Source organism: Alicycliphilus denitrificans (assembly GCF_044792555.1).
GTDB classification, from domain to species: domain Bacteria; phylum Pseudomonadota; class Gammaproteobacteria; order Burkholderiales; family Burkholderiaceae_C; genus Alicycliphilus; species Alicycliphilus denitrificans_A.
Map to the genome: position 1 here is coordinate 3,323,235 of NZ_CP126238.1, position 26,764 is coordinate 3,349,998.

Annotated in this window: 24 protein-coding genes; 9 read left to right on the forward strand and 15 right to left on the reverse strand. The window is 64.3% G+C overall.

What is annotated here, in order from left to right; genetic code table 11:
• Window positions 1-7: 7 nt before the first annotated feature.
• Window positions 8-1,288 (forward strand): guanine deaminase, encoded by a 1,281-nt coding sequence (gene guaD / locus P7644_RS15760; RefSeq protein WP_404300191.1) that lies wholly within the window; start codon window positions 8-10, stop codon window positions 1,286-1,288.
• Window positions 1,289-1,395: 107 nt separating this feature from the next.
• Here the strand turns inward: guaD and P7644_RS15765 are convergent, their stop codons facing one another.
• A complete protein-coding gene (locus tag P7644_RS15765) occupies window positions 1,396-2,040 on the reverse strand; it encodes a DedA family protein (RefSeq protein WP_404300192.1) in 645 nt (214 codons plus the stop codon).
• Between the two features lie 213 nt (window positions 2,041-2,253).
• On the opposite strand from P7644_RS15765, the gene P7644_RS15770 reads away from it, so the two are divergent.
• The 7 genes from P7644_RS15770 to gdhA all read left to right on the forward strand — a co-directional run bounded on the left by P7644_RS15770 (window position 2,254) and on the right by gdhA (window position 11,908).
• Window positions 2,254-2,508, forward strand: a complete 255-nt coding sequence (locus tag P7644_RS15770) for a glycine zipper domain-containing protein (RefSeq protein ID WP_404300193.1) — start codon at window positions 2,254-2,256, stop codon at window positions 2,506-2,508.
• A gap of 37 nt (window positions 2,509-2,545) precedes the next feature.
• On the forward strand, window positions 2,546-4,468 hold the full coding sequence (gene mutL / locus P7644_RS15775; RefSeq protein WP_404300194.1) for a DNA mismatch repair endonuclease MutL: 1,923 nt from the start codon (window positions 2,546-2,548) through the stop codon (window positions 4,466-4,468).
• A gap of 193 nt (window positions 4,469-4,661) precedes the next feature.
• Complete coding sequence (locus P7644_RS15780) at window positions 4,662-5,789, forward strand: efflux RND transporter periplasmic adaptor subunit (RefSeq protein ID WP_404300195.1); 1,128 nt, start codon at window positions 4,662-4,664, stop codon at window positions 5,787-5,789.
• Window positions 5,790-8,849 (forward strand): efflux RND transporter permease subunit, encoded by a 3,060-nt coding sequence (locus P7644_RS15785; RefSeq protein WP_404300196.1) that lies wholly within the window; start codon window positions 5,790-5,792, stop codon window positions 8,847-8,849.
• Window positions 8,846-9,175, forward strand: a complete 330-nt coding sequence (locus P7644_RS15790; RefSeq protein ID WP_404300197.1) for a DUF3240 family protein — start codon at window positions 8,846-8,848, stop codon at window positions 9,173-9,175. Before P7644_RS15785 ends, P7644_RS15790 begins: the two co-directional genes overlap by 4 nt.
• Complete coding sequence (locus tag P7644_RS15795) at window positions 9,172-10,455, forward strand: TolC family protein (protein ID WP_404300198.1); 1,284 nt, start codon at window positions 9,172-9,174, stop codon at window positions 10,453-10,455. Before P7644_RS15790 ends, P7644_RS15795 begins: the two co-directional genes overlap by 4 nt.
• A gap of 109 nt (window positions 10,456-10,564) precedes the next feature.
• Window positions 10,565-11,908: an NADP-specific glutamate dehydrogenase gene (gene gdhA, locus P7644_RS15800; RefSeq protein ID WP_404300199.1), complete on the forward strand. Its 1,344-nt coding sequence runs from the start codon at window positions 10,565-10,567 to the stop codon at window positions 11,906-11,908.
• A 21-nt stretch (window positions 11,909-11,929) separates the two neighbouring features.
• Here the strand turns inward: gdhA and P7644_RS15805 are convergent, their stop codons facing one another.
• Entirely contained in the window at window positions 11,930-12,589 is a 660-nt protein-coding gene (locus tag P7644_RS15805) for an ATP-binding cassette domain-containing protein (protein ID WP_404300200.1), read from the reverse strand.
• A gap of 87 nt (window positions 12,590-12,676) precedes the next feature.
• Here P7644_RS15805 and P7644_RS15810 point away from each other — a divergent pair, with 87 nt between their 5' ends.
• Complete coding sequence (locus P7644_RS15810) at window positions 12,677-12,991, forward strand: hypothetical protein (RefSeq protein WP_404300201.1); 315 nt, start codon at window positions 12,677-12,679, stop codon at window positions 12,989-12,991.
• Between the two features lie 35 nt (window positions 12,992-13,026).
• Here P7644_RS15810 and P7644_RS15815 read toward each other — a convergent pair whose 3' ends face one another.
• From P7644_RS15815 to P7644_RS15875, 13 genes are read right to left on the reverse strand one after another with little or no spacing between them, the layout of a single operon-like run.
• A complete protein-coding gene (locus P7644_RS15815; RefSeq protein ID WP_404300202.1) occupies window positions 13,027-13,479 on the reverse strand; it encodes a DUF1178 family protein in 453 nt (150 codons plus the stop codon).
• Between the two features lie 11 nt (window positions 13,480-13,490).
• Window positions 13,491-13,814 carry a DUF2818 family protein gene (locus P7644_RS15820; RefSeq protein ID WP_404300203.1) on the reverse strand — a complete coding sequence of 108 codons (324 nt, stop codon included), beginning with the start codon at window positions 13,812-13,814 and terminating at the stop codon, window positions 13,491-13,493.
• A gap of 19 nt (window positions 13,815-13,833) precedes the next feature.
• The gene (gene nuoN / locus P7644_RS15825) at window positions 13,834-15,327 is read right to left on the reverse strand and encodes an NADH-quinone oxidoreductase subunit NuoN (protein ID WP_404300204.1); all 1,494 of its coding nucleotides are present in this window, start codon (window positions 15,325-15,327) and stop codon (window positions 13,834-13,836) included.
• A gap of 25 nt (window positions 15,328-15,352) precedes the next feature.
• A complete protein-coding gene (locus P7644_RS15830; RefSeq protein ID WP_404300205.1) occupies window positions 15,353-16,828 on the reverse strand; it encodes an NADH-quinone oxidoreductase subunit M in 1,476 nt (491 codons plus the stop codon).
• A 13-nt stretch (window positions 16,829-16,841) separates the two neighbouring features.
• A complete protein-coding gene (gene nuoL, locus P7644_RS15835; protein WP_404300206.1) occupies window positions 16,842-18,875 on the reverse strand; it encodes an NADH-quinone oxidoreductase subunit L in 2,034 nt (677 codons plus the stop codon).
• 32 nt (window positions 18,876-18,907) lie between these two features.
• A complete protein-coding gene (gene nuoK / locus P7644_RS15840) occupies window positions 18,908-19,216 on the reverse strand; it encodes an NADH-quinone oxidoreductase subunit NuoK (RefSeq protein ID WP_404300207.1) in 309 nt (102 codons plus the stop codon).
• Window positions 19,213-19,881 carry an NADH-quinone oxidoreductase subunit J gene (locus P7644_RS15845; RefSeq protein ID WP_404300208.1) on the reverse strand — a complete coding sequence of 223 codons (669 nt, stop codon included), beginning with the start codon at window positions 19,879-19,881 and terminating at the stop codon, window positions 19,213-19,215. Before P7644_RS15845 ends, nuoK begins: the two co-directional genes overlap by 4 nt.
• Before the next feature lie 43 nt (window positions 19,882-19,924).
• A complete protein-coding gene (gene nuoI, locus P7644_RS15850; RefSeq protein ID WP_404300209.1) occupies window positions 19,925-20,437 on the reverse strand; it encodes an NADH-quinone oxidoreductase subunit NuoI in 513 nt (170 codons plus the stop codon).
• A gap of 15 nt (window positions 20,438-20,452) precedes the next feature.
• Complete coding sequence (nuoH, locus tag P7644_RS15855) at window positions 20,453-21,529, reverse strand: NADH-quinone oxidoreductase subunit NuoH (protein ID WP_404300210.1); 1,077 nt, start codon at window positions 21,527-21,529, stop codon at window positions 20,453-20,455.
• A complete protein-coding gene (gene nuoG, locus P7644_RS15860; protein WP_404300211.1) occupies window positions 21,526-23,646 on the reverse strand; it encodes an NADH-quinone oxidoreductase subunit NuoG in 2,121 nt (706 codons plus the stop codon). The genes nuoH and nuoG overlap by 4 nt, the downstream gene beginning before the upstream one ends.
• Window positions 23,647-23,660: 14 nt before the next feature.
• A complete protein-coding gene (nuoF, locus tag P7644_RS15865; RefSeq protein ID WP_404300212.1) occupies window positions 23,661-25,010 on the reverse strand; it encodes an NADH-quinone oxidoreductase subunit NuoF in 1,350 nt (449 codons plus the stop codon).
• Window positions 25,007-25,498 (reverse strand): NADH-quinone oxidoreductase subunit NuoE, encoded by a 492-nt coding sequence (nuoE, locus tag P7644_RS15870; protein ID WP_404300213.1) that lies wholly within the window; start codon window positions 25,496-25,498, stop codon window positions 25,007-25,009. The genes nuoF and nuoE overlap by 4 nt, the downstream gene beginning before the upstream one ends.
• The gene (locus P7644_RS15875) at window positions 25,495-26,748 is read right to left on the reverse strand and encodes an NADH-quinone oxidoreductase subunit D (RefSeq protein ID WP_404300214.1); all 1,254 of its coding nucleotides are present in this window, start codon (window positions 26,746-26,748) and stop codon (window positions 25,495-25,497) included. The genes nuoE and P7644_RS15875 overlap by 4 nt, the downstream gene beginning before the upstream one ends.
• Window positions 26,749-26,764 lie beyond the last annotated feature (16 nt).

Genomic DNA, 26,764 nt, shown 5'->3' on the forward strand with positions numbered 1-26,764 from the left:
CATGCCCATGTCGATGCAAGCCTGGCGCGGCCAACTGCTGCGCTTCGATAGCGAAGGCCGGCCCGCCTACGACAGCGACGGCCTGCTGGTGACCCGGCAGGACGCCGACGGCGTGCGCCGCGTGCTGGACGCCGGCGCCCACGGCGCGGTGGCCGCACGCCATCCAGGGTTGCCGGTGGAGCACCTGCCCGGCCGGTTGATTGCGCCCGGCTTCATCGACATGCATGTGCATTACCCGCAGCTGGATGTCATCGGCTCGCCCGCGGACGGCCTGCTGCCCTGGCTGGAACACTACACCTTCCCGGCCGAGGCGCGCTTTGCCGACCCGGCGCACGCCGCCGAGGTGGCGCGCTTCTTCTTCGACGAGCTGGCGCGCAACGGCGTGACCACGGCCCTGGCCTTTGCCACCTCGCACCCGGCCTCGGTGGATGCCTTTTTCACCGAGGCGCAGCGGCGCGGCCTGCGCATGATCGGCGGCAAGGTGCTGCAGGACCGCCACAGCCCCGACGGCGTGCGCGACCAGACCGAGCAGAGCCTGCTCGACTCCGAGGCGCTGATCCAGCGCTGGCACGGCCAGGGCCGGCTGGGCTATGCCATCACGCCGCGCTTTGCCCCGTCCTGCTCGGACGCCCAGATGCACGGCGCCGCCGAGCTGGCGCGCCGCCACCCGGACACCTGGATTCAATCGCATGTGGCGGAGAACAAGGACGAGGTGCGCTGGGTGCGCGAGCTGTATCCACAGGCGCGCTCCTACCTGGACGTCTACCAGCGCTTCGGCCTGCTGCGCCCGCGCGCCGTGTACGCGCACTGCATCCACCTGGACGCGGCAGACCGGCTCTTGATGCACGAGACCCAAACCGCCGCCGCCGTCAGCCCGACGAGCAACCTGTTCCTCGGCAGCGGCTTCTTCGACTATGCCGCCGCCGCGCGCCACGGCATGCTGCACGGACTGGCAAGCGACGTGGGCGGCGGCACCAGCTTCAGCCCCTTCCACACCATGCTCGCCGCCTACTACGTCGGGCGCGAGGGGCAGAGCAAGCCGGGCCTGAGCCTGGCGCCTTCGCAGCTGTGGTGGCAGCACACGGGAGGCGCCGCGCGCGCGCTGGGCCTGGGCGGCGTGGTCGGCACGCTGCAGCCGGGCAGCGAGGCCGACTTCGTCGTGCTCAACCCCCAGGCCACGCCGCTGCTGGCGCGCAAGACCGCGCAGGCCAACAGCCTGGAGGAGCTGCTGTTTGCGCTCATCGTGCTGGGCGACGACCGTGTGGTCGAGCAAGTGGTGGGCGCATAAGCCCGCGCCCTCTGCGCCGCTGCGTCATCCCTGCCCAGCGAAGGCCAGGGCCTGGATTCCCGCTTTCGCGGGAATGACGGGGGTTCAAACATCCCGCAGAAATGCCATCAAACCGGCTGCTGCCGCCCGGCGCGCCAGGCGCCGAAGATGGCGATCAGCCCCGGCACCAGGATCAGGCCCCAGATGATTTTCTCCAGGTGCTGGCGCACCCAGGGCAGGTTGCCGAAGAAATAGCCCGCCGTGCCAATGCCCAGCACCCAGACCAGGGCCCCCAGCACGTTGTAGGCCGTGAACTTGGCACGGCCCATGGCCGCGACCCCCGCCACAAAGGGCGCAAAGGTGCGGATGAAGGGCATGAAGCGTGCCAGCACGATGGTGATGCCGCCATAGCGCTCGTAGAACGCATGGGCCTGGTCGAAGGCCCTTTTGTTGAACCAGCGCGAGCCCTCCCACTGGAACACCTTGGGGCCCAGATAGCGCCCTATCTGGTAGTTGCACTGGTCGCCCAGGATCGCCGCCACCACGAGCAGCGCGCAGGCGAGCGGAAAGTTCAGCAGCCCCGCGCCGCTCAGGGCGCCGACGATGAACAGCAGCGAATCGCCGGGCAGGAAGGGCATGACCACCACCCCGGTCTCCACGAACACGATGAGGAACAGCAGCGCATACACCCAGGCCCCATAGCTGGCGACGAAGGCCTCCAGGTGCTTGTCCACATGCAGGATGAAGTCGATCAGAAACGCAATGATGTCCACGGAACAGGCCTTTGGTTTTACGGCGCGTAATGTACCCGCGCCGGCCCTCTGCGCGCACCGCGCCACGTTCGGAAGATGCTGGCAATTGCTCACACTTGCTCGCAATCGGCAACCAAAACGCAGCACACACTTCACCCTATCACGGCACAGTGCAGGCATGCACGCTTGCGCCTGCACTGCGCTATCAATCATCACAGATCAAGGAGAGAGACCATGACCTCGTATCGCACCCCATCCATCCGCGCCCTGACCGTTGCCGCCGCACTGGTGGCTGCATTCGCGCTGGGCGGCTGCGCCCACCACCCCAGCAATGCCCAGATCGGCACGGGCGTGGGCGCGGTGGCCGGCGGCCTGGTGGGCAATGCCGTGTTCGGCTCCACGCTGGGCACGGTCGGCGGCGCGGCCGCCGGCGCCCTGATCGGCAACGAGGTGGGCAAGGACAACGACCGCCGCTACCGCCGGCGTTGAGAAACTTGCGCATGGACCCGGCACCTACAATCGCCGCGTGACCGCCCTGCCTCCCGACTCCGCCGCTCCCTCTGCCCCCGCCCCGCGCCGCCCGATACGCGACCTGCCCGACGAGCTGATCAGCCAGATTGCCGCGGGCGAGGTGGTCGAGCGCCCCGCCTCCGCCGTGCGCGAGCTGGTGGACAACGCGCTCGATGCCGGCGCCACACAGGTCACTGTACGCCTGCTGGCCGGCGGCGTGCGCCTGATCGCGGTGGAGGACGACGGCGCGGGCATCCCGCGGGACGAGCTGCCCGTGGCCCTGCGCCGTCACGCCACCAGCAAGATCACCAGCCTGCACGACCTGGAGTCGGTCGCCACCATGGGCTTTCGCGGCGAGGCCCTGGCGGCCATTGCCTCGGTGTCCGAGATGGCGCTGCTGTCGCGCACCGCGCTGCAGGCCAGCGCCTTCATGCTGGACGCGCGCAGCGGCGAGCTGCGCCCCGCCGCACGCAGCCAGGGCACGACGGTGGAGGTCAAGGAGCTGTTCTTCTCCACGCCCGCGCGGCGCAAGTTCCTCAAGACCGACGCCACCGAGCTGGCCCACTGCGTGGAGGCCGTGCGCCGCCACGCGCTGGCGCGGCCCGACGTGGGCTTTGCCATCTGGCACGAGGGCAAGCTGGTGGAGCAGTGGCGCGCCACCCTCTCCGCCGAAGCCGGCGCAGACGACGGCGCCCAGCAGCAGGCGTTGGAACGCCGCCTGGGCGACGTGCTGGGCGAGGACTTCATCCGCGACTCCGTGCCCGTGCAGCTGCGCCTGGGCGCCGTCACCGTCACCGGCCGCGCCGGCCTGCCGGACGCGGCGCGCTCGCGCGCGGACCAGCAGTTCTGCTACGTGAACGGCCGTTTCGTGCGCGACAAGGTGCTCACGCACGCCGCGCGCAGCGCCTACGAGGACGTGCTGCACGGCCAGAAGCAGCCGGTGTATGCGCTGTACCTGCAGATCGACCCGCTGCGCGTGGACGTGAACGTGCACCCGACGAAGATCGAGGTGCGCTTTCGCGACAGCCGCGAGGTGCACCAGGCCGTGCGCCACGCCGTGGAAAACGCCCTGGCGGCCCCGCGCGCGCAGGCGCTTGCTTCTATTCCTGTAGCCCCTACCGCTGTATCTACGGTAAGTTCAGACATAAAACATCTTCAAACTCCCATATGGCAAGCGCAAGCAGCTATCAAGTTTGAGGAACGTGCCGGGCACAAGGTCTCCGACCTGCAGGCGCTGTGGGGCACGCCCGCACCGCAGCCCGCCATGCCAGTGGCCGCCCCGCCGTCCGCGGCGGCCGAGGCACCCCCCTCCCACACCGCCGCCAGCCTGGCCGCAGCCCCCGCCGAAGGCAGCTGGCCGCTGGGCCGCGCCGTGGCGCAGCTCCATGGCGTCTACATCCTGGCCGAGAGCGCCCAGGGTCTGGTGCTGGTCGATATGCATGCGGCGCACGAGCGCATCGTCTACGAGCGGCTCAAGGCCCAGGTGGAACAGGGCGCGCGCCTTGCCAGCCAGCCGCTGCTGATCCCCGCCACCTTCGCCGCCACGCCCGAAGAGGTGGCCACGGCCGAGTCCCATGCCGACACTTTGGCCCTGCTGGGGCTGGAGGTCGTGCCGTTCTCGCCGCGCACCCTGGCCGTGCGCGCCGTGCCCAGCACCCTGGCCCAGGGCAACCCGGTGGAGCTGGCGCGCAGCGTGCTGGCCGAGCTGGGCCAGCATGACGCCAGCACCGTGGTGCAGCGCGCGCGCAATGAAATCCTGGCCACCATGGCCTGCCACGGCGCGGTGCGCGCCAACCGCCGGCTCACCATCGACGAGATGAACGCCCTGCTGCGCCAGATGGAGGTCACCGAGCGCAGCGACCAGTGCAACCACGGGCGCCCCACCTGGCGCCAGCTCAGCATGAAAGAGCTGGACGCGCTGTTCTTGCGCGGGCGCTGAAAACCCTGCCTGCGGGCGGATGAGCCAGTGCGGCACTGGCGGGTTGCGGCCATGCGCATGGTTGCACCGGGGCGTGAGCGTTGATCCTTCGCAACAGCGCTGCCAGCCACGGCCCTTGTTCATCTGCCGTTCACCCCCTGTTGCCTAAGCTGGTTGCCAATCACTCCCCAATGGCGCCCCCACGGACAACACTATGCACCTGTCTAGACCACCCCGCAGCACTACGGCGCTGCGCCTGGCCGGCCTGCTCGCCAGCGCGCTGCTGGCCGCGCCCGCCCTGGCCGCCGACACGCCGGCCCCCATCGCCTGGACGGCGGCCCGGATCGAGGCCGCCGGCGTGCGCACGCAGCAGCTCAGTGCCGGCGCCGGCCAGGCCGGCGCCGGCCTGGTGCTGCAAGGCCAGGTGGAGCTGCCGCCCCAGGCCACCGAGCTCCTGAGCAGCCCGCTGGCGGGCGTGGTGCAGCAGGTGCTGGTGGCGCCCGGCCAGCGCGTCAAGGCCGGCGAGGTCGTGGCGCGCCTGACCAGCCCGGAGCTGCTGAGCTGGCAGCGCGAGCTGCTGCAGGCGCAGTCGCAGGCGCGCCTGGCCGCCAGCAAGCTGGCGCGCGATGAGCAGCTGTACGCCGAGGGCATCATCCCCGGACAGCGCCTGCAAGACAGCCGCGCCGCCAGCGAGCAGGCGCAGCTAGCGTTGCAGGAACGCCGCCAGGCACTGCAGGCGCTGGGCCTGGCGGGCGGCGCGCTGCAGGCGCAGCTGGCGCTGCGCGCCGCTGCTGCGGGCACGGTGCTGGAACTGTCGGCCCTGCCGGGGCAAAGACTGGAGGCCGGCATGCCGGTGGCCCGAATCGCCCGCAGCGGCCAGCTGGCCCTGGTGCTGCAGGCCACGCCCGAGCAGGCCGGCCGGCTGCGCGTGGGCGATACCCTGAGCATCGCCGGATGCACCAGCCCGGCACGGCTGACGGCCATCACGCCGCAGCTCAACAGCGCCAACCAGTCGGTGCAGCTGCGCGCCGATTTCACGGCCGCGGAGGACTGCCTGCGGCTGCAGCAGTTCGTCCAAGCCACCGTGCAGGCCGCACCGGCCCAGGCCGGGGCGGCCACGACGCTGAGCGTGCCCGCCCAGGCCGTGGTGCGCCAGGAGGGCAAGGCCTATGTGTTCGTGCGCACCCACCAGGGCTTTGTGCCCACCGCCGTGGAGCTGGGGCCGCAGGGCAACGGCGCCTGGCAGGTGCGCAGCGGCCTGAAAGCGGGCGATGAGGTGGCCGTCTCCGGGACTGCCGCGCTCAAGGGCGCCTGGCTGGGCCTGGGCAGCGAGGGCAAGTAAATGCTGCGCCGCCTGATTGCCTTTGCACTGGCGCAGCGCCTGCTGGTGGCGGTGCTCACGCTGGGCCTGGTCGGCGCGGGCTGGATGGCGCTGCAGAAGCTGCCCATCGACGCCTTTCCCGACGTTTCCACCACCCAGGTGAAGATCATCCTGAAGGCCCCGGGCATGACGCCCGCCGAGGTGGAAACGCGCATCGTCGCGCCCATCGAGCAGGAGCTGCTGGGCATCCCGCACCAGGTCATGCTGCGCTCGCAGGCCAAGTACGCGATCGCCGACATCACCCTGGACTTTGCCGACGGCACCGACATCTACTGGGCGCGCCAGCAGGTCACCGAGCGCCTCTCGGGCGTCATGGGCGACCTGCCGCCGGGCACCAGCGGCGGTCTGGCGCCCATCACCACGCCGCTGGGCGAGATGTTCATGTTCACCGTCGAGGGCCAGGCCAGCCTTGCCGAAAAGCGCCGCCTGCTCGATTACGTGGTGCGCCCGCGCCTGCGCGGCATTCCCGGCGTGGCCGATGTGAACACGCTGGGCGGGCTGGTGGAGAGTTTCGAGGTCGTGCCCGACGTGGCCGCCATGGCGGCGCGCCGCGTGTCGCTGCAGCAGCTGCAGGAGGCACTGGCCACGAACAACAAGAACGACGGTGCGGGGCGCCTGGTGAGCGGCGAGGAGGCGCTGCTGGTGCGCAGCGACGGCAGCATCACCAGCCTGGACGATGTGCGCGCAATCGCCATCACCCAGCAGGGCGGCATGGCCGTGCACGTGGGCGACGTGGCCCAGGTGCGCCTGGGCGCGCTCACGCGCTATGGCAGCGTGACCCAGGACGGGCAGCAGGAGGCCGTGCAGGGCCTGGTGCTGGGCCTGCGCGGTGCCAACGCCCGCCAGCTGGTGCAAGACGTGCGCGCCAAGCTGCAGGAGATCGAGGCCAGCCTGCCCGCGGGCATCACTCTTCGCCCCTTCTACGACCGGGGCGCCCTGGTCGAGCGCGCCGTGGGCACGGTCTCCAAGGCCCTGGCCGAGGCGATTGCACTGGTGCTGGTACTGCTGCTGCTATTCCTTGGCAATCTGCGCGCCGCCCTGGTGGTGGCGCTGATCCTGCCGCTGTCGGCGCTGGCGACCTTTGTGCTGATGCGCCAGTGGGGGCTGTCGGCCAACCTGATGTCGCTGGGCGGGCTGGCGATTGCCATCGGCATGCTGGTGGACGCCGCCGTGGTGGTGGTGGAGAACATCGAGGCGCGGCCCGCCGAGCCCGGCACGCCGCGCCTGCACCAGCTCTACCGCGCGACCCAGGAAGTGGCCACGCCCGTGGGCGCGGGCATGGTCATCATCATGATCGTCTTTCTGCCGCTGCTGACGCTGCAGGGGCTCGAAGGCAAGCTGTTCGGGCCGGTGGCGCTGACCATCGTGTTTGCGCTGGGCGCATCGCTGCTGCTCTCGCTCACGGTGATCCCGGTGCTGGCCTCGCTGCTGCTGCGCCCGGGCCACCATCAAAACCCGTGGCTGGTGCGCAGGCTGGAGGCCGCCTACGCGCCGCTGCTGGACAAGGCCTTGGCGCACCCACGCACCGTGGGTCTGGCGGCACTGCTGGCCCTGGCCGGGGCGCTGGCGCTGTTTCCCTTCATCGGCAAGTCCTTCATGCCCTCGCTGGACGAGGGCGACATCATCATGCAGGTGGAAAAGCTGCCCTCCATCAGCCTGGCACAGTCCGCCGCCACCGACCTGGCGCTGCAGCAGCGCATCCTCAAGGCCGTGCCCGAGGTCGAGCGCATCGTGGCGCGCGTGGGCTCGGACGAGTTGGGGCTGGACCCCATGGGCCTGAACGAGACCGACAGCTTTCTGGTGCTCAAGCCCCGCGCCGAATGGCGCTTCGCCACCAAGGAAGCGCTGATAGACGCCATCCGCGAGGCGGCCGAAGGCATCCCCGGCGTGAACCTGGCCTTCACCCAGCCCATAGAGATGCGCACCTCGGAGATGCTCTCGGGCGTGCGCGGCGACCTGGCGGTGAAGGTGTTCGGCGCCAATGGCGAAGAGCTCTCGCGCCTGGCGGGCGAGATCGTGCAGGTGCTGCAGGGCATCCCCGGCAGCGAGGACGTGCTGACCACCAAGAACGACGGCGTGCAATACCTGCGCGTGGCACTCGACCGCCAGGCCATAGGCCGCCTGGGCCTGTCGGTGGAGCAGGTGCAGGCCGATCTGCGCGCCCTCGTCGAAGGCCAGCGCGCCGGCGTGGTGGTGCAGGACGTGCGCCGCGTGCCCCTGGTGGTGCGCGGCAGCGACGCGCTGCGCCTGTCGCCCGAGCTGTTTGCCGGGCTGCGCCTGCCCACGCCGGGCGGCCAGCCCATGGCACTGTCGCAGCTGGCGCGGCTGGAGGTCATCGACGGGCCGGTGAAGGTCGAGCGCGAGCAGTCCTCGCGCATGGCCGTGGTGCGCGCCAACGTGCGCGGGCGCGACCTGGTCGGCTTCGTCGCCGAGGCGCAGGCGACCGTGGCGCAAAAGGTGCCGCTGCCCCCAGGCTACCGCCTGGCCTGGGGCGGACAGTTTGAAAACCAGCAGCGCGCCGCCGCACGCCTGGCGCTGGTCGTGCCGGTGGCGCTGGCGCTGATCGTCGGCCTGCTGTTTGCCACCCTGGGCAGCCTGCGCCAGGCGCTGCTGGTGTTTGCCAACATTCCGCTGGCCCTGGTGGGCGGCGTGGTGGCGCTGGCCGCCAGCGGCGAGTACCTGTCCGTGCCGGCCTCGGTGGGCTTCATTGCGCTCATGGGCATTGCCGTGCTCAACGGCCTGGTGCTGGTGACCTGCTTCAACCAGCTGGCCGCACGCGGCCTGGCCCTGCCCGAGGTGGTACGCCAGGGCTCAATGCGGCGCCTGCGCCCGGTGCTGATGACGGCCAGCATCACCGCACTGGGGCTGGTTCCGCTGTTGCTGGCAACCGGGCCGGGCTCGGAGATTCAGCGCCCGCTGGCCATCGTGGTCATCGGCGGCCTGGCCAGCTCCACCCTGCTGACCCTGGTACTGCTGCCTATTTTGTACCGCCGCTTCGGCCAACCCAGGCTATCCAAATGACCGACACCATTGCACCCGACTGCCTGCTGACGCTGGTCGTACCCAGCGCGCTGGAAGAAGACCTGCTCGACCTCCTGCGCAGCCAGCCGCGCCTGGCGCCGGGCTTCACCCTGGTGCCCGCGCAGGGTATGGGCACGCACATCCATCTGGCCTCCAGCATGGAACAGGTGCAGGGCCGCGCGCGCCGCGTGCTGGTGCATCTGGTGCTGGCACAGGCACAAGTCCAGCCCTTGATCGCCTTGCTGCGTCAGGCCTTGCCGACGCCGCAGATCACCTATTGGGCAACACCGCTGCTGGCCTTTGGCCGGCTGGGAGAGCTTGCATGAAGCGTACACACCCTTGGATCACGGCCCTGGCCTGTGCCGCCGCCATGGCGGCCCAGGCACAGGACGAATCGCACCTGCCGCTGCTGCCGCCCACGGCCTCGGTGCAGCAGGTGCTGGAACAGTTGCCCCAGGTGCGCGCGGCAGGCGCCGCCGTTGCGCTGGCCCAGGCACGCAGCCAGCGCCTGCAGGCCGGTCCCCACGACTGGGTGGCCAAGGCCGGGGGCAACCGACGCAGCGAACAAACCGGGCCGCGCTACCGCGAGAGCGAAATTGGCCTGGAAACGGGCCTGCGCTGGCCTGCCAAGGTGACGGCCGACCGGCAACTGGGCGCAGTAGAGGAGCGCCTGGGCCACATCGGCTACGCCGATGCCTGGCATGAGGCCGCGCGCGGCCTGCTGGCCGACTGGTTCGAGGTATTGCGCGACATGCGCGGCGCACAGCTGCTGCAGGCGCAGGACACGCTCATGCAGCGACAACTGCAGGTGACGCAGCGCCGCGTGGATACCGGCGATGCCGCCGCCCTGGATCTGCTCGCCGCGAACGCCGAGCGCGCCCGCGTGCAGGCCCAGGCCACACGCACCCGCGCCCAGGCCGAGCTGCGCCGCTACTCCCTGCTACGGCGCTACCCGGGCCTGGCAGACCCGGCCGACCTGCTAGCCGCACGCCCGCCCAATGCCTGGCTGGCGCCCGCGCCGCTGGCCGATGGCACGGACTCGGCCAGCGCGAGCAGCTGGGTGGAGCGCATGCTGGACGACAACCACGAGCTCGAGCGCGCCCAGGTGCGCGCCGAGCAGGCACGCCTGCAGGCCGAGCGCGCACGCCTGGAGCGCCAGCCCGACGCCACCGTGGGCGTGCGCGCCACGCGCGAGCGCGGCGGCCAGGAGCAGGTACTGGGCGTGTACCTGTCACTGCCCCTGGGCGGTGCCGGCCGCGCCGCCGATGCCCGCGCCGCACTGGCCCAGGCCGACATCGCCGATCAGGACCTCGCCCAAACGCACCAGCGTGTGCAGGCCGAGGCGTGGCGCACGGCCAGCGAGGCCCAGCAGACACTCGCCACCCTGGTGTCACAGCGCCACGCCCTGGAGCAGCTGGAAAAAAACGCAGCCCTGCAGGAGCGCGCCTACGCACTGGGCGAGAGCCCACTGGTTGACCTGCTGCTGGCGCAACGCGGTGCACTGGAGGCACAGCTGATGGCCGAAACATCCGCCCTCGATGCCATGCAGGCACAGGCCCGGATGCTGCTGGACGCACACCGCCTGTGGAGGCCGCCGGGACACTGATGTCAACGGACAAAATCAGGCGCATGACTACATGCTTTTTTGGCATAATCACGTGCCGCACTGCAGCATTGACTCGCATCCCCCAGTTTCCCCAGCAGAGAGACCGTTTATGAAGTACCAATCCGTGGGCCAATTCCTTGAACAGATCGCCCAGCGCAACCCAGGCCAGCCCGAGTTCCTGCAGGCTGTGACCGAGGTCATGGAAAGCCTGTGGCCGTTCATCGAAAAGCACCCACGTTACGCCGAGCAAGCGCTGCTGGAGCGCCTGGTGGAACCCGAGCGCGTGGTGATGTTCCGCGTCTGCTGGCAGGATGACCATGGCCAGGTGCAGGTCAACAAGGGCTACCGCATCCAGCACAGCATGGCGATCGGCCCCTACAAGGGGGGCTTGCGCTTTCACCCCTCGGTGAACCTGTCGGTGCTCAAGTTCCTGGCCTTCGAGCAAACCTTCAAGAACGCCCTGACTACCCTGCCCATGGGCGGCGGCAAGGGCGGCTCCGACTTTGATCCCAAGGGCAAGAGCCCGACCGAGGTCATGCGCTTCTGCCAGGCCTTCGCCAGCGAGCTGTTCCGCCATGTCGGCGCCGACACCGACGTGCCGGCCGGCGACATTGGCGTGGGCGGGCGCGAAGTCGGCTACATCGCCGGCATGGTCAAGAAGCTCAGCAACCGTGCCGACTGCGTGTTCACCGGCAAGGGCCTGTCCTTCGGCGGCTCGCTGATCCGTCCCGAGGCCACGGGCTACGGCACGGTCTATTTCGCCCAGGAGATGCTGGCCACACGCGGACAGGGTTTCGAGGGCAAGACGGTGTCGGTCTCGGGCTCGGGCAACGTGGCGCAATACGCGGTCGAGAAGGCCATGCAGCTGGGGGCCAAGGTGGTGACGGTGTCGGATTCGTCGGGTACGGTGTACGACCCGGCCGGCTTCACGCCGGAGAAGCTGGCCATTCTGATGGACGTGAAGAACCACCACTACGGGCGCGTCGGCGACTACGCCAAGCAAGCCGGCGTCGAATTCCTGGCCGGCAAGACTCCTTGGAGCATCAAGGTCGACGTGGCCCTGCCCTGCGCCACGCAGAACGAACTGAATGAACAGGACGCCCGCACCCTGATCGCCAATGGCGTGTTGTGCGTGGCCGAGGGCGCGAATATGCCCTCGACCAACGAAGCCGCCAAAACATTCGAGGAAGCGGGTGTGCTCTACGCCCCAGGCAAGGCCAGCAACGCAGGTGGCGTGGCCACCTCGGGCCTGGAGATGAGCCAGAATGCAATGCGCCTGTCCTGGACGCGCGACGAGGTGGATGCGCGCCTGCTGCAGATCATGCAGGGCATCCATGCGGCCTGCCTGCAGCATGGCAAGCGCGCCGATGGCAGCGTGAGCTACATCAACGGCGCCAACGTGGCCGGCTTCGTGAAGGTGGCCGACGCCATGCTGGCACAGGGCGTGATCTGACCCACTGCAGGCGCCACACGGTCATAACTGAATCTTGTGGCGCCAGGGCAGGCCGCCCAGCTCGTCGTAATGGGCCACGATCACCGCACGCTGCGGCAGGCGCAGCGTTCGCGCCTCACGTTCAAGGGCTTGCAGCAGGTAGGTGATGGATGCTTTGTCCAGCGCCGCCACTGGCTCATCCAGCAAGGTCAATGCAGCACCACTGGCCAGTGCTGCTGCCAGCAGCAGCTTGCGCTGGCTGCCACTGGAAAGCTGGTACACGGGCTTATGCAGGTGCTGCGCCAGGCTGAAACCCGCCACATGGCTACGCCAATCCTCATCTGACCAGCGTGCGTAACGTGCAGCGACATCGTCCACCCATGCCTGCGGGGTCAAGTCCTCTGGCCAGGGTGCACGCGGATCACGCCAGAACACCTGCGCTCGGTAGTCATTGCCCTGCACAGTGGCATCCACGCCAAGCAGAATCATCCGCCCTGCTTGAGGCGCACAATCACCAGCGAGCAAGCGCAGCAGACTGGTCTTGCCTGCGCCATCGCCCCCTGCAACCAGTGACAATCCGGCAGGGAAATCTGCCTCCCAGTCGGTGAACAAGTGCTGCCCGGCAAAGCCGAAGTGAAGGCCCCGAACCTGCAGTACAGGTGCATGGCCGCTGGCTGGTTTTGACGACATGACGATATCCACTCCCTGATTCGCCCATCTCACTGGGCAATGCTTAGCATGGAACTACATTTTCTGGATTTTGACTGTAGCGACGATGAGGAAGGCACGATGACCTGGGATGCCGCGGCCCGCGTACCCGCCGATCGCCTGCCGGAGTTGCTGCGCGAAATCACCACCGTGCTGGCCTGGGCCCATGCGGAATTTGGCCCGCTGCGCGGACCGGTGGAGTCCGGTGGATTGTGGGACTATGACCTGCAGTGCGAGCGCGATGGGCAACTGTTACAAGCACTGCACTATGACCCTGATGCAAGGCAGCTGTCCCCCCTACCAGGGCGGTTGTCCGGTGAGCACGTGAGCCTGACGCTCTCACTGAGCGGCAGCCCGACATTCGCCGAGGCCTTTACGGAGCATTTTGGCCTCTGACACAGTACCCAACGCGATAACGCGGTAGGTGCTGCTTATTGCAACGACTCCTTCGCGGCTTCGGGCAACGGCAGGTTCAGCACCGCAATGCCTTCATCGAGAAGCTCAGCCGTCTGCTCGGGTGTGGCTTGGCCGCGGATGGCCCGTTCTTCGATCTCGCCGTAATGCATGCGCCGCGCCTCTGACGCAAACCGTGGGCCCACATCCTCGGTGCGTGCCATGATCTGCCGTGCCACATGCAGCCAGGCGGCCTGCATGGCCTGGGGTGTCATGTCGCTGTCTGCGGTTGCCTGTGAACTGGTAACGGCAGCGCCGGAAGGCGTATGCAAATTCAAGCGCGGGGCACTCAGGCCCTTGCGTATCTCGGCATTGCCGCACATCGGACATTGCACCAGCCCACGCGCAAGCTGACCCTGAAAATCATCCTCGCTGCCAAACCAGCCCTCGAACGCATGGCCATGGGCACAAAACAGATCCAGGACTTTCATCTCCGCCCCTGTCAGCCCTCGCCCGCATGCCGTCCGCCGCGGCGCATCAGGTAGCGGTAGACAAAGCCAGGAAACGCCAGCGTGATGAACAAGGCGGCGGTAACGGCATAGAACTCCCAACCCTGGGGCGCTATTTGCCCAGCGCGCTTTTCGATCAGCAGCGCGAGCGCCCCCACCACGAAGTACAGCAGCAACAACTCCAGCGCACGCGCAAAAAACGGCTTGCCCTTGGAGGCCGGCCGCCCAACGATCAACCAGCGGTCGTTAAGAAATGGAAGGTTGGCCGCCAGCAGGGCGGCCAGGATCACGAGCCAGATGGCTGCAGTCTGGGTCATGAATAGAACAATGCCTTCATCAGGTGGCCAGTGCGCGCACGATGGCGTCGGCGCACAAGGCCATCAAGCCACCGGGCACCAGGCCCAGAATCAGAACCAGCGCTCCATTCACGGTGAGCACGACACGCGCATCAAACGGCGCGGAAACGGTACCGGCCGTGAGCGGTGCATCGAAATACATGACCTTCACCACGCGCAGGTAGTAGAAAGCGCCAATCAGCGACATGAGCACGGCAAACACCGCCAGTGCCACATGCAGGCCCTGGCCCGAAGCCAGCAGCGCCTGAAGCACCGACAACTTGGCGTAAAAACCAACCAGCGGCGGAATGCCGGCCAGCGAGAACATGCACACGGCCATCACCCCGGCATAGAGCGGGCTGCGCTGGTTCAGACCCGCCAGATCGGCGATCTCCTCGCTTTCGAAACCCTCACGCGCCAGCAGCACGATCAAGCCGAAGGCTGGCAGCGCCGTCAGCACATAGGTGACGATGTAGAACATCGCAGAGCTGTAGGCGGCTTCGGCAGCATTCGCATCCACGGTGCCATTGACGACACCCGACAACAAGCCCAGAAACAGAAAGCCCATGTGCGAAATCGTCGAATAGGCAAGCATGCGCTTCAAGTTGGTCTGCAGCACACCGGCGACGTTACCCACAAGCAGCGAGGCAATGGCCAGGACAGCCAGCATCTGCTGCCAGTCAATGGCCAACGGCAACAAACCATCGACGAGCAGGCGCATCGCCATGCCGAAGGCCGCCAGCTTTGGGGCACTGGCGATGATCAGCGTCACCACCGTGGGAGCGCCTTGGTACACGTCGGGTATCCACATGTGAAAGGGAACGGCACCAAACTTGAAAGCCAGTCCGGCGACGATGAAGACCACGCCGAATACCAGCACCTGGTGACGAATCTGGCCCGCATTGATGGCCTTGAAGACCTGGCCGATATCGAGTGAGCCCGTGGCGCCATACACCATGGACAGTCCATAGAGCAGGAAACCGCTGGCCATGGCACCGAGCACGAAATACTTCATCGCCGCTTCAGTCGCGGTGGTGTGGTCACGGCGCAGCGCAACAAGCGCATAGCTCGACAGAGTGAGCAACTCCAGCCCCAGGTAGATCACCAGGAAATTGTTCGCCGAGATCAGCACACAAATGCCCAGCAAGGCCAGCATGGTCAACGTGAACAATTCGCCGCCGCGCAGCATGCCTCGGTCGGCCGCATAAGGCCGGCCGTAGACCAGGGTCACCATCAGGGAAACAGTGGCAAAGCACTTGAGCCAGTTGCCCATGGCATCACTGACCACCATGTTGTTCCAGCCGTAGAAGGTGCTACCGCTGCTGGCGTACATGGCCTGCAGCACCGCCACCACTGCCAAGGAAAGCATGGTCAAAACATAGGTGCCGGTGCGCCGGGCACTGCTCACCCCCAGATCCACCAGCGCAATCACGCAGGCCATGACCAGCAGCACGATCTCGGGGTAAATCGCCAACCAGCTGATGTTGTCAATCATCTTGTATCTCTCGCTTGCAGTCTGGTCAGTTCAGCTTGGATTGCGCCACATGCTTGAGCAGTTCGGCCACGGACACATCCATCACATCGGTAAAGGGCTTGGGATAAATGCCCATGTACAGCACCGCGATCGCCAGCACGCCCAGCACCAGAAATTCACGCGCATTGATGTCGCGCATCTCGCGCACATTGTCATTGGTCACAGAACCCAGATAAACGCGCTTATACATCCACAGCGAATAGCTGGCGCCCAGGATCAGGGCCACGGCCGCCCCCAGTCCGACCCAGAAATTGAAACGCACCGAGGCAACGATCACCATCCATTCGCCTACGAAACCCGCCGTCGCAGGCAAGCCACAGTTGGCCATGGAGAACAGCAGCGCAAACGCGGCAAACTTGGGCATGGTGTTGACCACCCCACCATAGTCGGCAATCTGCCGCGAGTGCACGCGGTCGTACAAAACGCCGATGCACAGAAACATTGCCCCCGAAACGAAACCGTGGGCGATCATCTGCGCCAGGCCACCTGAGACGCCCAGATCATTGAAGATGAAGAAACCGAGGGTGACGAAGCCCATGTGTGCCACGGACGAATAGGCCACCAGCTTCTTCATGTCCTTTTGTACGATCGCCACCAGGCCCACGTAGATCACGGCGATCAGTGACAGAGTGATCATCAGCCAGGCCCACTCATGCGCTGCATCGGGAGCGATGGGCAGCGAGAAGCGCAGGAAGCCATAGGCACCCAGCTTGAGCATGATGGCGGCCAGCACGGCAGAGCCACCCGTAGGGGCTTCGACGTGCACGTCAGGCAACCAGGTGTGCACTGGCCACATCGGCACCTTCACGGCAAAGGCAGCGAACAGTGCAAAGAACAGCAATGTCTGCGCCGTGCCACCCAGCGGCAGCTTGTGCCAGGCGGCGATGTCGAAGCTACCGCCTGACTGGTTGTACAGGTAGATGAAGGCAACCAGTGTCAGTAACGAACCCAGCAGCGTGTACAAGAAGAACTTGAAGGCTGCGTAGATCTTGTTCGGGCCACCCCACATACCGATGATCAGGTACATCGGAATCAGCGTGGCCTCAAAGAAGACGTAAAACAGCATGCCGTCCAGCGCCGCGAACACACCAATCATCAGGCCCGACAGGATCAGGAAGGCGGCCATGTACTGATAGACGCGTTCGGTGATCGACTCCCACGAGGCAATGATCACGATGACGGTGATGAAGGCCGTCAACGGCACGAACCACATGGAGATACCGTCCACGCCCAGGTGATAGTGCATGTTGAAGCGCGCAACCCAGGGCGCCTTCTCGACGAACTGCATGGTGGCCGTGCCGGTATCAAAACCGCTGATCAGCGGAATGGTTACGGCCAGCCCCAGCAAGGCCCCGATCAGCGCCAGCCAGCGCACAGCACGCGCATGCCTGTCACAGCCGAACGCCAGCAGCAGGACGCCAAAAACGATGGGCGTCCAAATGGCAAGACTCAACAAACCCATTTGTTATTTGCTCCTATTTGTTGAGCCACACGAAATACGTCATGAGTGCAAACACACCCAAAATCATGAACAGTGCGTAGTGATAGAGGAAACCGGACTGCACGCGCCGCACCACGGCAGAGATGCGCGCGACCAGTTTCCACGAACCATTGACCATGGCGCCATCGATCACCGCCTGATCGCCGCCCTTCCACAACGCAACGCCCAGGCAGCGCGTGCCAGCGGCGATGATGTTCTCGTTAATCCAGTCCATGTAGTACTTGTTCTCAAGCAAGGTATAGACGGGCTGGAATGCGCGCTTGATCGCCGCAGGCAATGCCGGATTGACGATGTACATGTAGTAAGACACGGCGACACCTGCAAGAGCCAGCCAGAACGGCGCCGTCTGCAGAGCATGCAGGGCCATGGCCACGGGTCCGTGGAAGGCCTGAGCCAGCTGGGCCATCGCTGCGTGCTTGGAACCATCAACAAAGATCACTCCCTTGAAGAAGTCACCGAACAGCATAGGCTGGATATACATAAAGCCAATCACCACTGAGGGAATAGCCAGCAGCACCAGCGGTACCGTGACTACCCACGGCGACTCATGCGGCTTGGAATGATCGTCGTGGTGATGATGTGGATCGGGCTCTTCCTGCTCGTCGTGGTGGCCATCTGGGTTTTGGTCGTAGCGCTCCTTACCATGGAAAACCAGGAAGTACATGCGGAACGAGTAGAAAGCGGTTACGAAAACACCGGCCATGACGGCGAAATGCGCGAAACCGGCAGCCGGCAACTGGCTGAAGCGCACGGCCTCGATGATGTTTTCCTTGGAATAGAAACCCGAGAACAGCGGCGTGCCGATCAGCGCCAGGGAGCCCAGCAGCGAGGTGATCCAGGTGATGGGCATGTACTTGCGCACACCGCCCATCCAGCGGATGTCCTGATTGTGGTGCATGCCCATGATGACCGATCCGGCCCCCAGGAACAGCAGGGCCTTGAAGAAGGCATGCGTCATCAGGTGGAACACCGCCACCGAGTAGGCCGAAGCGCCCAAGGCTACCGTCATGTAACCGAGCTGCGACAGGGTCGAATAGGCCACCACGCGCTTGATGTCGTTCTGGATGATGCCTAGAAAACCCATGAACAGTGCAGTAATGGAGCCAATCACCAAAATGAAATTCAGCGCAGCATCCGACAACTCGAACAGCGGTGACATGCGCGACACCATGAAGATGCCGGCCGTCACCATGGTGGCGGCGTGGATCAGCGCAGAAATCGGGGTCGGGCCTTCCATGGAGTCCGGCAGCCACACATGCAGCGGGAACTGGGCCGACTTACCCATGGCGCCGATGAACAGGCAGATGCAGATTACGGTGATCAGGAGCCAGTCGGTACCGGGGAAAAGCAGCGCACCCAGTTCCTGCTTCTTGGCAAAGATTTCCGCATAGTCGAAGCTGCCAGCATAGGCGGCGATCAGGCCAATGCCCAGGATAAAACCAAAGTCACCCACGCGGTTGACCAAAAATGCCTTCATGTTGGCGAAGATGGCAGATGGCTTGTTGTACCAGAAGCCAATCAGCAGATAGGACACCAGGCCCACGGCTTCCCAGCCAAAGAACAACTGCAGCATGTTGTTGCTCATTACGAGCATCAACATGGAGAAGGTAAACAGCGAGATATAGGAGAAGAAACGGTTGTAGCCCTCGTCTTCCTCCATGTAGCCAATGGTGTAGATATGCACCATGAGCGACACAAAGGTCACCACACACATCATCATCGCGGTCAGGCCATCGATCAGAAAGCCGACTTCCATCTTCAGGCCGCCGACGACCATCCAGGTGTAGAGAGTCTGGTTAAGCCGAGCCCCGTCCACCGCCACGCTGTACAGCGTGGATGCAGATATCAGGAAGGACACCAGCACGCCCAGGATGGTCAGCGTGTGCGAGAGGCGGCGGCCGAACCAGTTGCCACCGAATGCCGTGCCAAAAAGACCGGCCAGCAGGGAGCCAGCCAGCGGCGCCAGTGGCACCGCCAGCAGGGTCGAAGCAGAAAGGGTTTGACTCATTCTTGAGAACCTTGCAAATACCGGTTAGCCCATCACCCCTTGAGGGTGTTGAGGTCTTCCGCATTGATGCTGGTCTTGTTACGGAACAGCAGCACCAAGATGGCCAAGCCAATAGCCGCCTCGGCGGCCGCCACGGTGAGAATGAAGAACACGAACACCTGACCGTGCATGTCGCCCAGGTAGTGCGAAAACGCGACGAAGTTCGTATTCACCGCCAACAACATCAACTCGATCGCCATCAGCAGAACGATCAGGTTCTTGCGGTTCAGAAAAATACCCACCACCGCCAGGGCGAAAAGCATCGCCCCCAGTGTCAGGAAATGGCCCAGGGTCAATGTCATGCTTTTTTCTCCTGTGCACTGGCGTCGTTATCGGCTGGCGGCTGGGGGGGCTGTGTGACTGGCATCTTCACCACCACCAGACGCTCGCTGGCGCGCGCGCGGATCTGCGCAGCGGCATCGCTGACCTTGACGTCCTTGCGCTGGCGCAGGGTTAGTGCAATCGCGGAAATCATGGCCACCAGCAGGATCACCGCCGCAATTTCGACCGGATACAAATATTCGGTGTACATCAGCTTGCCCAATGCCTGGGTGTTGGAATACGGCACCACCTGGCCAGCCGCGTTCAGCAACGTTGCCACGGCCTTGGGTTCTTCCACTCCGCGGAATCCGGTCATCACCACCGCTGCCATCTCGAACGCCACCAGAGCGCCAATAAAAACAGCCAAGGGAAAATGTTTCCAGAACCCGCGCCGCACGGTGTCGATGCGGATGTCCAGCATCATCACCACAAACAGGAACAGCACCATCACCGCCCCCAGGTACACCAGTACCAACGCGATGGCCAGAAATTCGGCCTTGAGCAGCAACCACACACCGGCGGCTTGTGAAAACGCCAGAATCAAATGCAACACGGCATGCACGGGATTGCGCGCCGTGATCACCCGGAAGGCCGCATACAGCAGCACCGCCGAGAACAGGTAGAAGAATCCGGTTTTGACGTCCATGGATCGGGTCTTTTCAAAAGTTCAGGTGTGATGCGCCACCCGATCAACGGTATTTGGCGTCCGCAGCCTTAGCTGCCGCAATCTCGGGCTCGTAACGGTCCCCCACGGCCAGGAGCATTTCCTTGGTGAAGTAGAGATCACCACGCTTCTCGCCGTGGTATTCGAGGATCTGCGTTTCCACGATCGAATCCACGGGGCAGCTTTCTTCGCAGAAGCCGCAAAAGATGCATTTAGTCAGATCGATGTCATAGCGCGTGGTGCGGCGCGTACCGTCTGCACGCACATCGGACTCGATGGTGATGGCCATCGCCGGACATACGGCTTCACATAGCTTGCAGGCAATGCAACGCTCTTCGCCATTGTCGTAACGGCGTAGTGCATGCAGGCCGCGAAAGCGCGGTGACAACGGAGTTTTTTCTTCTGGAAACTGGACCGTGACCTTGCCACGGAAGGCATAGCGGCCCGTAAGCACCATGCCCTTGGCCAATTCCCAGAGCATGAAACTCTTGAAGAAATCCTTGATAGAAAAGGATGCAGGAGCAACAACAGCAGACATGAATGGTGTCCCCGCTTATTTCCAAATATTCCAGGGCGACAACAGCCAGGCGCCCACCACCAGCACCCACACCAGGGTGACCGGAATGAAGATCTTCCAGCCCAGACGCATGATCTGGTCATAGCGATAGCGCGGGAAGGTTGCGCGAATCCAGATGAACATCGACACGACCACGAAGGTCTTGATGCCAAGCCAGATCCACCCCGGGATGAAGTCAAGCGCCTCGACTGGCGGCAGCCAGCCGCCCAGGAACATGATCACGGCCAGAATCGAGACCAGCCACATGGCGGCGTATTCAGCCAGGAAGAAGATGGCAAAGCCCATGCCGGAATATTCGACCATGTGGCCAGCCACAATCTCGGCCTCGCCTTCAACCACATCAAACGGATGGCGGTTGGTTTCCGCCACGCCCGAGATCAGATACACCAAGAACACCGGCAGCAAGGGCAACCAGTTCCATGACAGGAAGTTCAGGCCCATGCCCGCCATGGCACCACGTGCCTGCCCCAGGACGATCTCGGTCAGGTTCATGCTGCCGGTCACCATGATCACCACCACGAAGCAAAAACCCATGGCGATTTCGTAGCTGACCATTTGCGCCGAGGCACGCAACGCCCCCAGCAAGGCATATTTGGAGTTCGAAGCCCAGCCCGCGATGATCACACCATAGACCTCGATCGACGCAATGGCCATGACCAGCAATAAGCCGGCGTTGATGTTGGCCAAGGCAGTATCAGGGGCAAATGGCACCACCACCCAGGCTGCGAGGGCGGGCATGATGGCCATGATGGGCCCCAGGATGAACAAGCCCTTGCTCGCAGCAGTGGGCTGGATCACCTCCTTGGTCAAGAGCTTGAGGCCATCCGCCAGGGGCTGCAACAAACCCATGGGACCAACCCGGTTGGGACCCAGGCGTACTTGCATAAAGCCCAGCAGCTTGCGTTCCCATAGGGTCAGGTAGGCCACGGCCCCCATCAGCGGAGCGAGTACGCAGACAATCTTGATCAGGCTCCAGATCACCGGCCAGGCCATACCGGTCCACCAGCTTGCTGCGACCATGTTGAGGCCGCCGTTATAAATGGCGTCGATCATGCAACGGCTCCTTCACGTGCCGCACGCGCGTCGGCGGTCAGTTGCAGCGCTGATGCACGGCGCACCAGGCCGTCGAGCTGATAAATGCTGGCCACTACGGGCGCAGCCTGCGGCCCTTGAGCAACGGTGATTGGCGCCTTGGTAATGTTGGACAACTGTCCTGCCGTCAACAGCTCGGCACCTGCCGTAACCTGAGCCAGTACGTCCTGTGAAGACTCGAAGTCAACCCCTGACAGTCCCATGATATTGGCCAACACACGCAGCACCTTCCAGGCGGGACGCGTCTCACCCAGCGGACGCACGACGGCGTGGAAGCTCTGCACCTTGCCCTCGGCATTGACGAAACTGCCCGATGTCTCGGTGAATGGAGCGATCGGCAGCAGCACGTCGCTCACGTCCATATTCGTCTTGAAAGGGCTTAACGTGACGACCATGTCCACGTCGGCCAGGCCCTGCGCGGCACTCGCACCTGCGGCGGTATCGAATTCGGGCTCCGTATTCAGCAGGAGCAGCGCCTTCACCTGGCCGGCCAGCATTTGCGCGGCGTTAAGGCCACCTTGGCGCGGCTGTGCACCCACAAGCTGAGCGCCAACCGTATTGGCAGCCTCGGTCAGATAACCAAAAGCCGCGCCCGTTTCCTGTGCAATCCACTGCACGAGGGCCAGCAGGCTACTTGCCTGGGCATGGTGGGCAGCAGCGTTACCCAGCAGCACGGCCTTGCGCTCACCCGCGAGCAAGGCGCGAGCAATGGACAGGGCCTCGGCGTTCGCCTTGCTGGCAGAGACAGGCGCAGCAACACCCTTTTCCTGCGCCACGGCTGCAGCCACATCGGCCAGAGCCTGCGTCCAGTCGGCGGCCCCCACTACGGAATGTGCAGCAGGAAGGGCCCAGTCGTAAGCCTGGGCATTGATGGCAAAGACCTTGCAGCCCTTGCGCGCCGCCTGGCGGATGCGCTGTGCAAACAGCGGATGATCCTTGCGCAGGTTGGAGCCGAGCACCAGTACCGACTGCAGTTCCGACAAAGCGGCAATGGGCATGCCGAGCCAGCGAACCCCCTCTTGTGCGGCAAATTCAGCATTGCGCAAGCGGTAATCAATGTTCTCGCTACCCAGGCCTCGCACCAGGGTCGCGGCGAGATGCAACTCTTCCAGCGTGCTGTGGGGGCTGGTCAATGCGCCGATAGCCGAAGCACCATGCTTGTCGCGCACGCACTTCAGGCCATTGGCCACATATTCCAATGCGGTCTGCCAGTCGACCTCCTGCCACTGCCCACCCTGCTTGAGCATGGGGTGTGTCAGGCGATCTTCGCCATTCAAGGCCTCGTACGAGAAACGATCCCTATCAGCGATCCAGCACTCGTTGACAGCCTCATTCTCCAGCGGCACGACGCGCAACACCTTGTGGTTCTTGACCTGCACGACAAGATTGGCACCTGTGGAGTCGTGTGGCGACACCGACTTGCGACGCGACAGCTCCCAGGTACGCGCGCTGTAGCGGAAAGGCCGGCTGGTGAGCGCGCCCACAGGGCAGATGTCGATCATGTTGCCCGACAATTCCGAGTCGACCGTGTCGCCCTTGACCGTAGTGATCTCCGAGTGCTCGCCCCGGTTGATCATGCCCAGCTCCATGTCGCCGCCGATCTCCTGACCAAAGCGCACACAGCGCGTGCAGTGGATGCAGCGCGTCATCTCGTCGGTGGAGATCAAGGGACCAATGTCCTTCTTCAGCACCACGCGTTTTTCCTCGCCATAGCGCGAGGCTGACGCGCCGTAGCCCACGGCCAGATCCTGCAGCTGGCATTCGCCACCCTGGTCGCAGATGGGGCAATCGAGTGGATGGTTAATAAGCAAGAACTCCATCACCGACTGCTGGGCCTTCATAGCCTTGTCGCTCTTGGTGCGCACGATCATGCCCTGGGTCACGGGCGTGGCGCAGGCGGGCATAGGCTTGGGCGCCTTTTCGATGTCCACCAGGCACATGCGGCAGTTGGCCGCAATCGACAGCTTCTTGTGGTAGCAGAAATGCGGAATGTAGGTGCCAGCCTTCTCGGCCGCATGCATGACCATGCTGCCTTCGGCGACCTCCACCTTCTGACCATCCAGTTCAATTTCAACCATATCTTTTCTCGCGATCAGGCAGCAGCGGCCTCGGATGCCGCCTGGATCTTGGCCTCAAACTCGTGCCGGAAATGCTTGATCATGGCGCGCACCGGCATGGCCGCCGCATCACCCAACGCACAGATGGTGCGGCCCATGATGTTGAACGCGACCGAATCAAGCAGTTCGATGTCCTCGGGGCGGCCCTGGCCATGCTGTATGCGGTTGACTACACGCCACAACCAGCCCGTACCCTCGCGGCAGGGCGTGCACTGTCCGCAGGACTCATGTTGGTAGAAGTAGGACAGGCGCAGCAACGATTCGACCATGTCACGCGAATCATCCATGACGATCACTGCACCCGAACCCAGCATGGAGCCCGCCTTGGCGATGCTGTCGTAGTCCATGGTGCATTCCATCATGATGGAAGCGGGCAGCACCGGGGAGGACGAACCGCCCGGGATCACCGCCTTGAGTTCGCGCCCCTTGCGCACACCACCGGCGAGTTCGAGAAGCCTGGAGAACGGCGTGCCCAGCGGAATCTCGTAGTTGCCCGGACGCTCCACGTCACCCGAGACCGAGAAGATCTTGGTGCCGCCGTTGTTGGGCTTGCCGCATTCGAGGTAGGCCTGGCCGCCGTTGCGGATGATCCAGGGGACGGCCGCGAAGGTTTCGGTGTTGTTGATGGTAGTGGGCTTGCCGTACAGACCAAAACTTGCCGGGAACGGCGGTTTGAAACGAGGTTGACCCTTCTTACCTTCCAGCGATTCGAGCAGCGCGGTTTCCTCGCCGCAGATATAGGCGCCAAAGCCATGATGGGCATGCAGCTGGAAACTGAAGGTGCTGCCCAAGATCTTGTCGCCCAGGTAGCCTGCAGCGCGCGCCTCTTCCAAAGCCGCCTCGAAGCGTTCGTAGACCTGGAAGATTTCGCCGTGAATGTAGTTGTAGCCCAGCGAAATCCCCATCGCATACGCGGCAATGATCATGCCCTCGATGACGATGTGCGGGTTGTACATCAGGATGTCGCGATCCTTGCAGGTACCGGGCTCACCCTCGTCGGAGTTGCACACCAGGTGCTTCTGCCCCGGGAACTGGCGTGGCATGAAGCTCCACTTCAGACCCGTAGGAAAACCCGCGCCGCCACGGCCGCGCAGGCCCGATTCCTTGACGGTGGCAATGACCTGATCCTGGGTCAAACCCTCGCCGCCATCCTTGCCCAGGATCTTGCGCAGCGCCGCATAACCGCCACGCGCCTCATAGTCCTTGAGGCTCCAGTTGCCGCCGTTCAGACCCGCATAGATCTGCGGGTCAATATGGCGGTCATGGAAACAGGTCTGGACACCCGTGGCCTGAAACTGCGACAAAACTTGCGAGGCCTTGCTCATGGCTGGCCCTCCACCATACGTAGCCCATCCACCAGCTGATCAAGCTTGTCGTTCGCCATGAAGCTGCACATGCTGCGATCGTTGACGAGCATGGCGGGCGCATCGGCGCAAGCCCCCAGACATTCGCACTGCTGCAGCGTGAACATGCCGTCTGCCGTGGTCTCGCCCATCTTGATGCCGAGCTTGGCCTCCAGGTGATGCAGAGCCTCATTGCCGCCGCGCAACTGGCAAGGCAGGTTGGTGCAGACGGCCAGCTTGTATTTGCCGACGGGCTGCTGGTTGTACATGTTGTAGAAGGTCGTGACTTCATGCACGGCGATCTCGGGCATGCCCAGGTACTCGGCGATCACGGCCTCGCTCTCCTGGCTGACCCAGCCCTGCTCCTGTTGCACGATCGACAGGCAGGCCATCACGGCGGACTGCCTCTGCTCGGGCGGGTATTTGGCCACTTCGCGCGCAAAACGCGCCTTGGTCGCTTCGGTAATCATCGGTCAATCTCTCCGAATACGATATCCATGGTGCCGATGACAGCGACGGCGTCAGCAATCATGTGGCCACGTGTCAATTCGTCATATGCCGCCAAATGGGCAAAGCCGGGAGCGCGGATCTTCAGGCGATAAGGCTTGTTCGCACCATCGCTCACAAGATAGATGCCAAACTCGCCCTTGGGGTGCTCGACTGCCGCATAGGCCTCGCCCGCCGGCACGCGGAAGCCCTCGGAAAAGAGCTTGAAATGGTGGATCAGATCCTCCATCCCGGTCTTCATACGCTCACGCGATGGGGGCGCCACCTTGTGGTTATCGGTAATCACCGGGCCGGGGTTGGCACGCAGCCATTTGACGCACTGCTGGATGATGCGGTTCGACTGGCGCATCTCCTCGACACGCACCAGATAGCGGTCGTAACAGTCGCCGTTCTTGCCCAGTGGAACGTCAAAGTCCACGCGATCGTAAGCATCGTAGGGCTGCTTCTTGCGCAAGTCCCAGGCCACGCCCGAACCACGCAACATCACGCCCGACATGCCCAGGTTCAGGGCGCGCTCGGGCGAGACCACGCCAATGCCTACGGTACGCTGCTTCCAGATACGATTGTCTGTGAGCAGGGTTTCGTACTCATCGACATAGCCGGGGAAGCTGGCGCAGAAGTCGTCAATGAAGTCCAGCAGCGAGCCCTGACGGTTGCGATTGAATTCCTCCACCGCCTTCGCATTGCGCACCTTGCTGGGTTTCAACTGCGCCATGGTGTCAGGCAAATCGCGATATACGCCACCGGGACGGAAGTAGGCCGCATGCATGCGCGCCCCGGAAACCGCCTCGTACATGTCGAACAAGACCTCGCGCTCGCGAAAGGTGTACATCAACACCGTCGAGGCACCCAAGTCCATGCCGTTGGAGCCCAGCCACATCAGGTGATTGAGCAATCGCGTGATCTCGCCGAACAGGGTGCGGATGTACTTGGCGCGCAGCGGCACCTCTATGCCCAGCATTTTCTCGATGGCCAGGCAGTAGGCCTGCTCGTTGCACATCATGGACACATAGTCGAGCCGGTCCATGTAAGGCAAGGACTGGATGTAGGTCTTATGCTCGGCAAGCTTCTCGGTGGCACGATGCAGCAGGCCCACATGAGGGTCGGCACGCTGCACCACTTCGCCGTCGAGCTCCAGCACGAGACGCAGCACACCGTGTGCCGCGGGGTGCTGCGGCCCGAAGTTCAGGGAGTAATTCTTGATATCAGCCATGATCAGGCACCTTGAC

What these genes read in the sequence shown, in the direction of transcription:
- guaD (WP_404300191.1), top strand. Translation starts at nt 8, where the DNA reads ATGTCGATGCAAGCCTGGCGCGGCCAACTGCTGCGCTTCGATAGCGAA.
- P7644_RS15770 (WP_404300193.1), top strand. Translation starts at nt 2,254, where the DNA reads ATGACCTCGTATCGCACCCCATCCATCCGCGCCCTGACCGTTGCCGCC.
- P7644_RS15780 (WP_404300195.1), top strand. Translation starts at nt 4,662, where the DNA reads ATGCACCTGTCTAGACCACCCCGCAGCACTACGGCGCTGCGCCTGGCC.
- P7644_RS15785 (WP_404300196.1), top strand. Translation starts at nt 5,790, where the DNA reads ATGCTGCGCCGCCTGATTGCCTTTGCACTGGCGCAGCGCCTGCTGGTG.
- P7644_RS15790 (WP_404300197.1), top strand. Translation starts at nt 8,846, where the DNA reads ATGACCGACACCATTGCACCCGACTGCCTGCTGACGCTGGTCGTACCC.
- P7644_RS15795 (WP_404300198.1), top strand. Translation starts at nt 9,172, where the DNA reads ATGAAGCGTACACACCCTTGGATCACGGCCCTGGCCTGTGCCGCCGCC.
- gdhA (WP_404300199.1), top strand. Translation starts at nt 10,565, where the DNA reads ATGAAGTACCAATCCGTGGGCCAATTCCTTGAACAGATCGCCCAGCGC.
- P7644_RS15810 (WP_404300201.1), top strand. Translation starts at nt 12,677, where the DNA reads ATGACCTGGGATGCCGCGGCCCGCGTACCCGCCGATCGCCTGCCGGAG.
- P7644_RS15815 (WP_404300202.1), bottom strand. Translation starts at nt 13,479, where the DNA reads ATGAAAGTCCTGGATCTGTTTTGTGCCCATGGCCATGCGTTCGAGGGC.
- P7644_RS15820 (WP_404300203.1), bottom strand. Translation starts at nt 13,814, where the DNA reads ATGACCCAGACTGCAGCCATCTGGCTCGTGATCCTGGCCGCCCTGCTG.
- nuoN (WP_404300204.1), bottom strand. Translation starts at nt 15,327, where the DNA reads ATGATTGACAACATCAGCTGGTTGGCGATTTACCCCGAGATCGTGCTG.
- P7644_RS15830 (WP_404300205.1), bottom strand. Translation starts at nt 16,828, where the DNA reads ATGGGTTTGTTGAGTCTTGCCATTTGGACGCCCATCGTTTTTGGCGTC.
- nuoL (WP_404300206.1), bottom strand. Translation starts at nt 18,875, where the DNA reads ATGAGTCAAACCCTTTCTGCTTCGACCCTGCTGGCGGTGCCACTGGCG.
- nuoK (WP_404300207.1), bottom strand. Translation starts at nt 19,216, where the DNA reads ATGACATTGACCCTGGGCCATTTCCTGACACTGGGGGCGATGCTTTTC.
- P7644_RS15845 (WP_404300208.1), bottom strand. Translation starts at nt 19,881, where the DNA reads ATGGACGTCAAAACCGGATTCTTCTACCTGTTCTCGGCGGTGCTGCTG.
- nuoI (WP_404300209.1), bottom strand. Translation starts at nt 20,437, where the DNA reads ATGTCTGCTGTTGTTGCTCCTGCATCCTTTTCTATCAAGGATTTCTTC.
- nuoH (WP_404300210.1), bottom strand. Translation starts at nt 21,529, where the DNA reads ATGATCGACGCCATTTATAACGGCGGCCTCAACATGGTCGCAGCAAGC.
- nuoG (WP_404300211.1), bottom strand. Translation starts at nt 23,646, where the DNA reads ATGGTTGAAATTGAACTGGATGGTCAGAAGGTGGAGGTCGCCGAAGGC.
- nuoF (WP_404300212.1), bottom strand. Translation starts at nt 25,010, where the DNA reads ATGAGCAAGGCCTCGCAAGTTTTGTCGCAGTTTCAGGCCACGGGTGTC.
- nuoE (WP_404300213.1), bottom strand. Translation starts at nt 25,498, where the DNA reads ATGATTACCGAAGCGACCAAGGCGCGTTTTGCGCGCGAAGTGGCCAAA.
- P7644_RS15875 (WP_404300214.1), bottom strand. Translation starts at nt 26,748, where the DNA reads ATGGCTGATATCAAGAATTACTCCCTGAACTTCGGGCCGCAGCACCCC.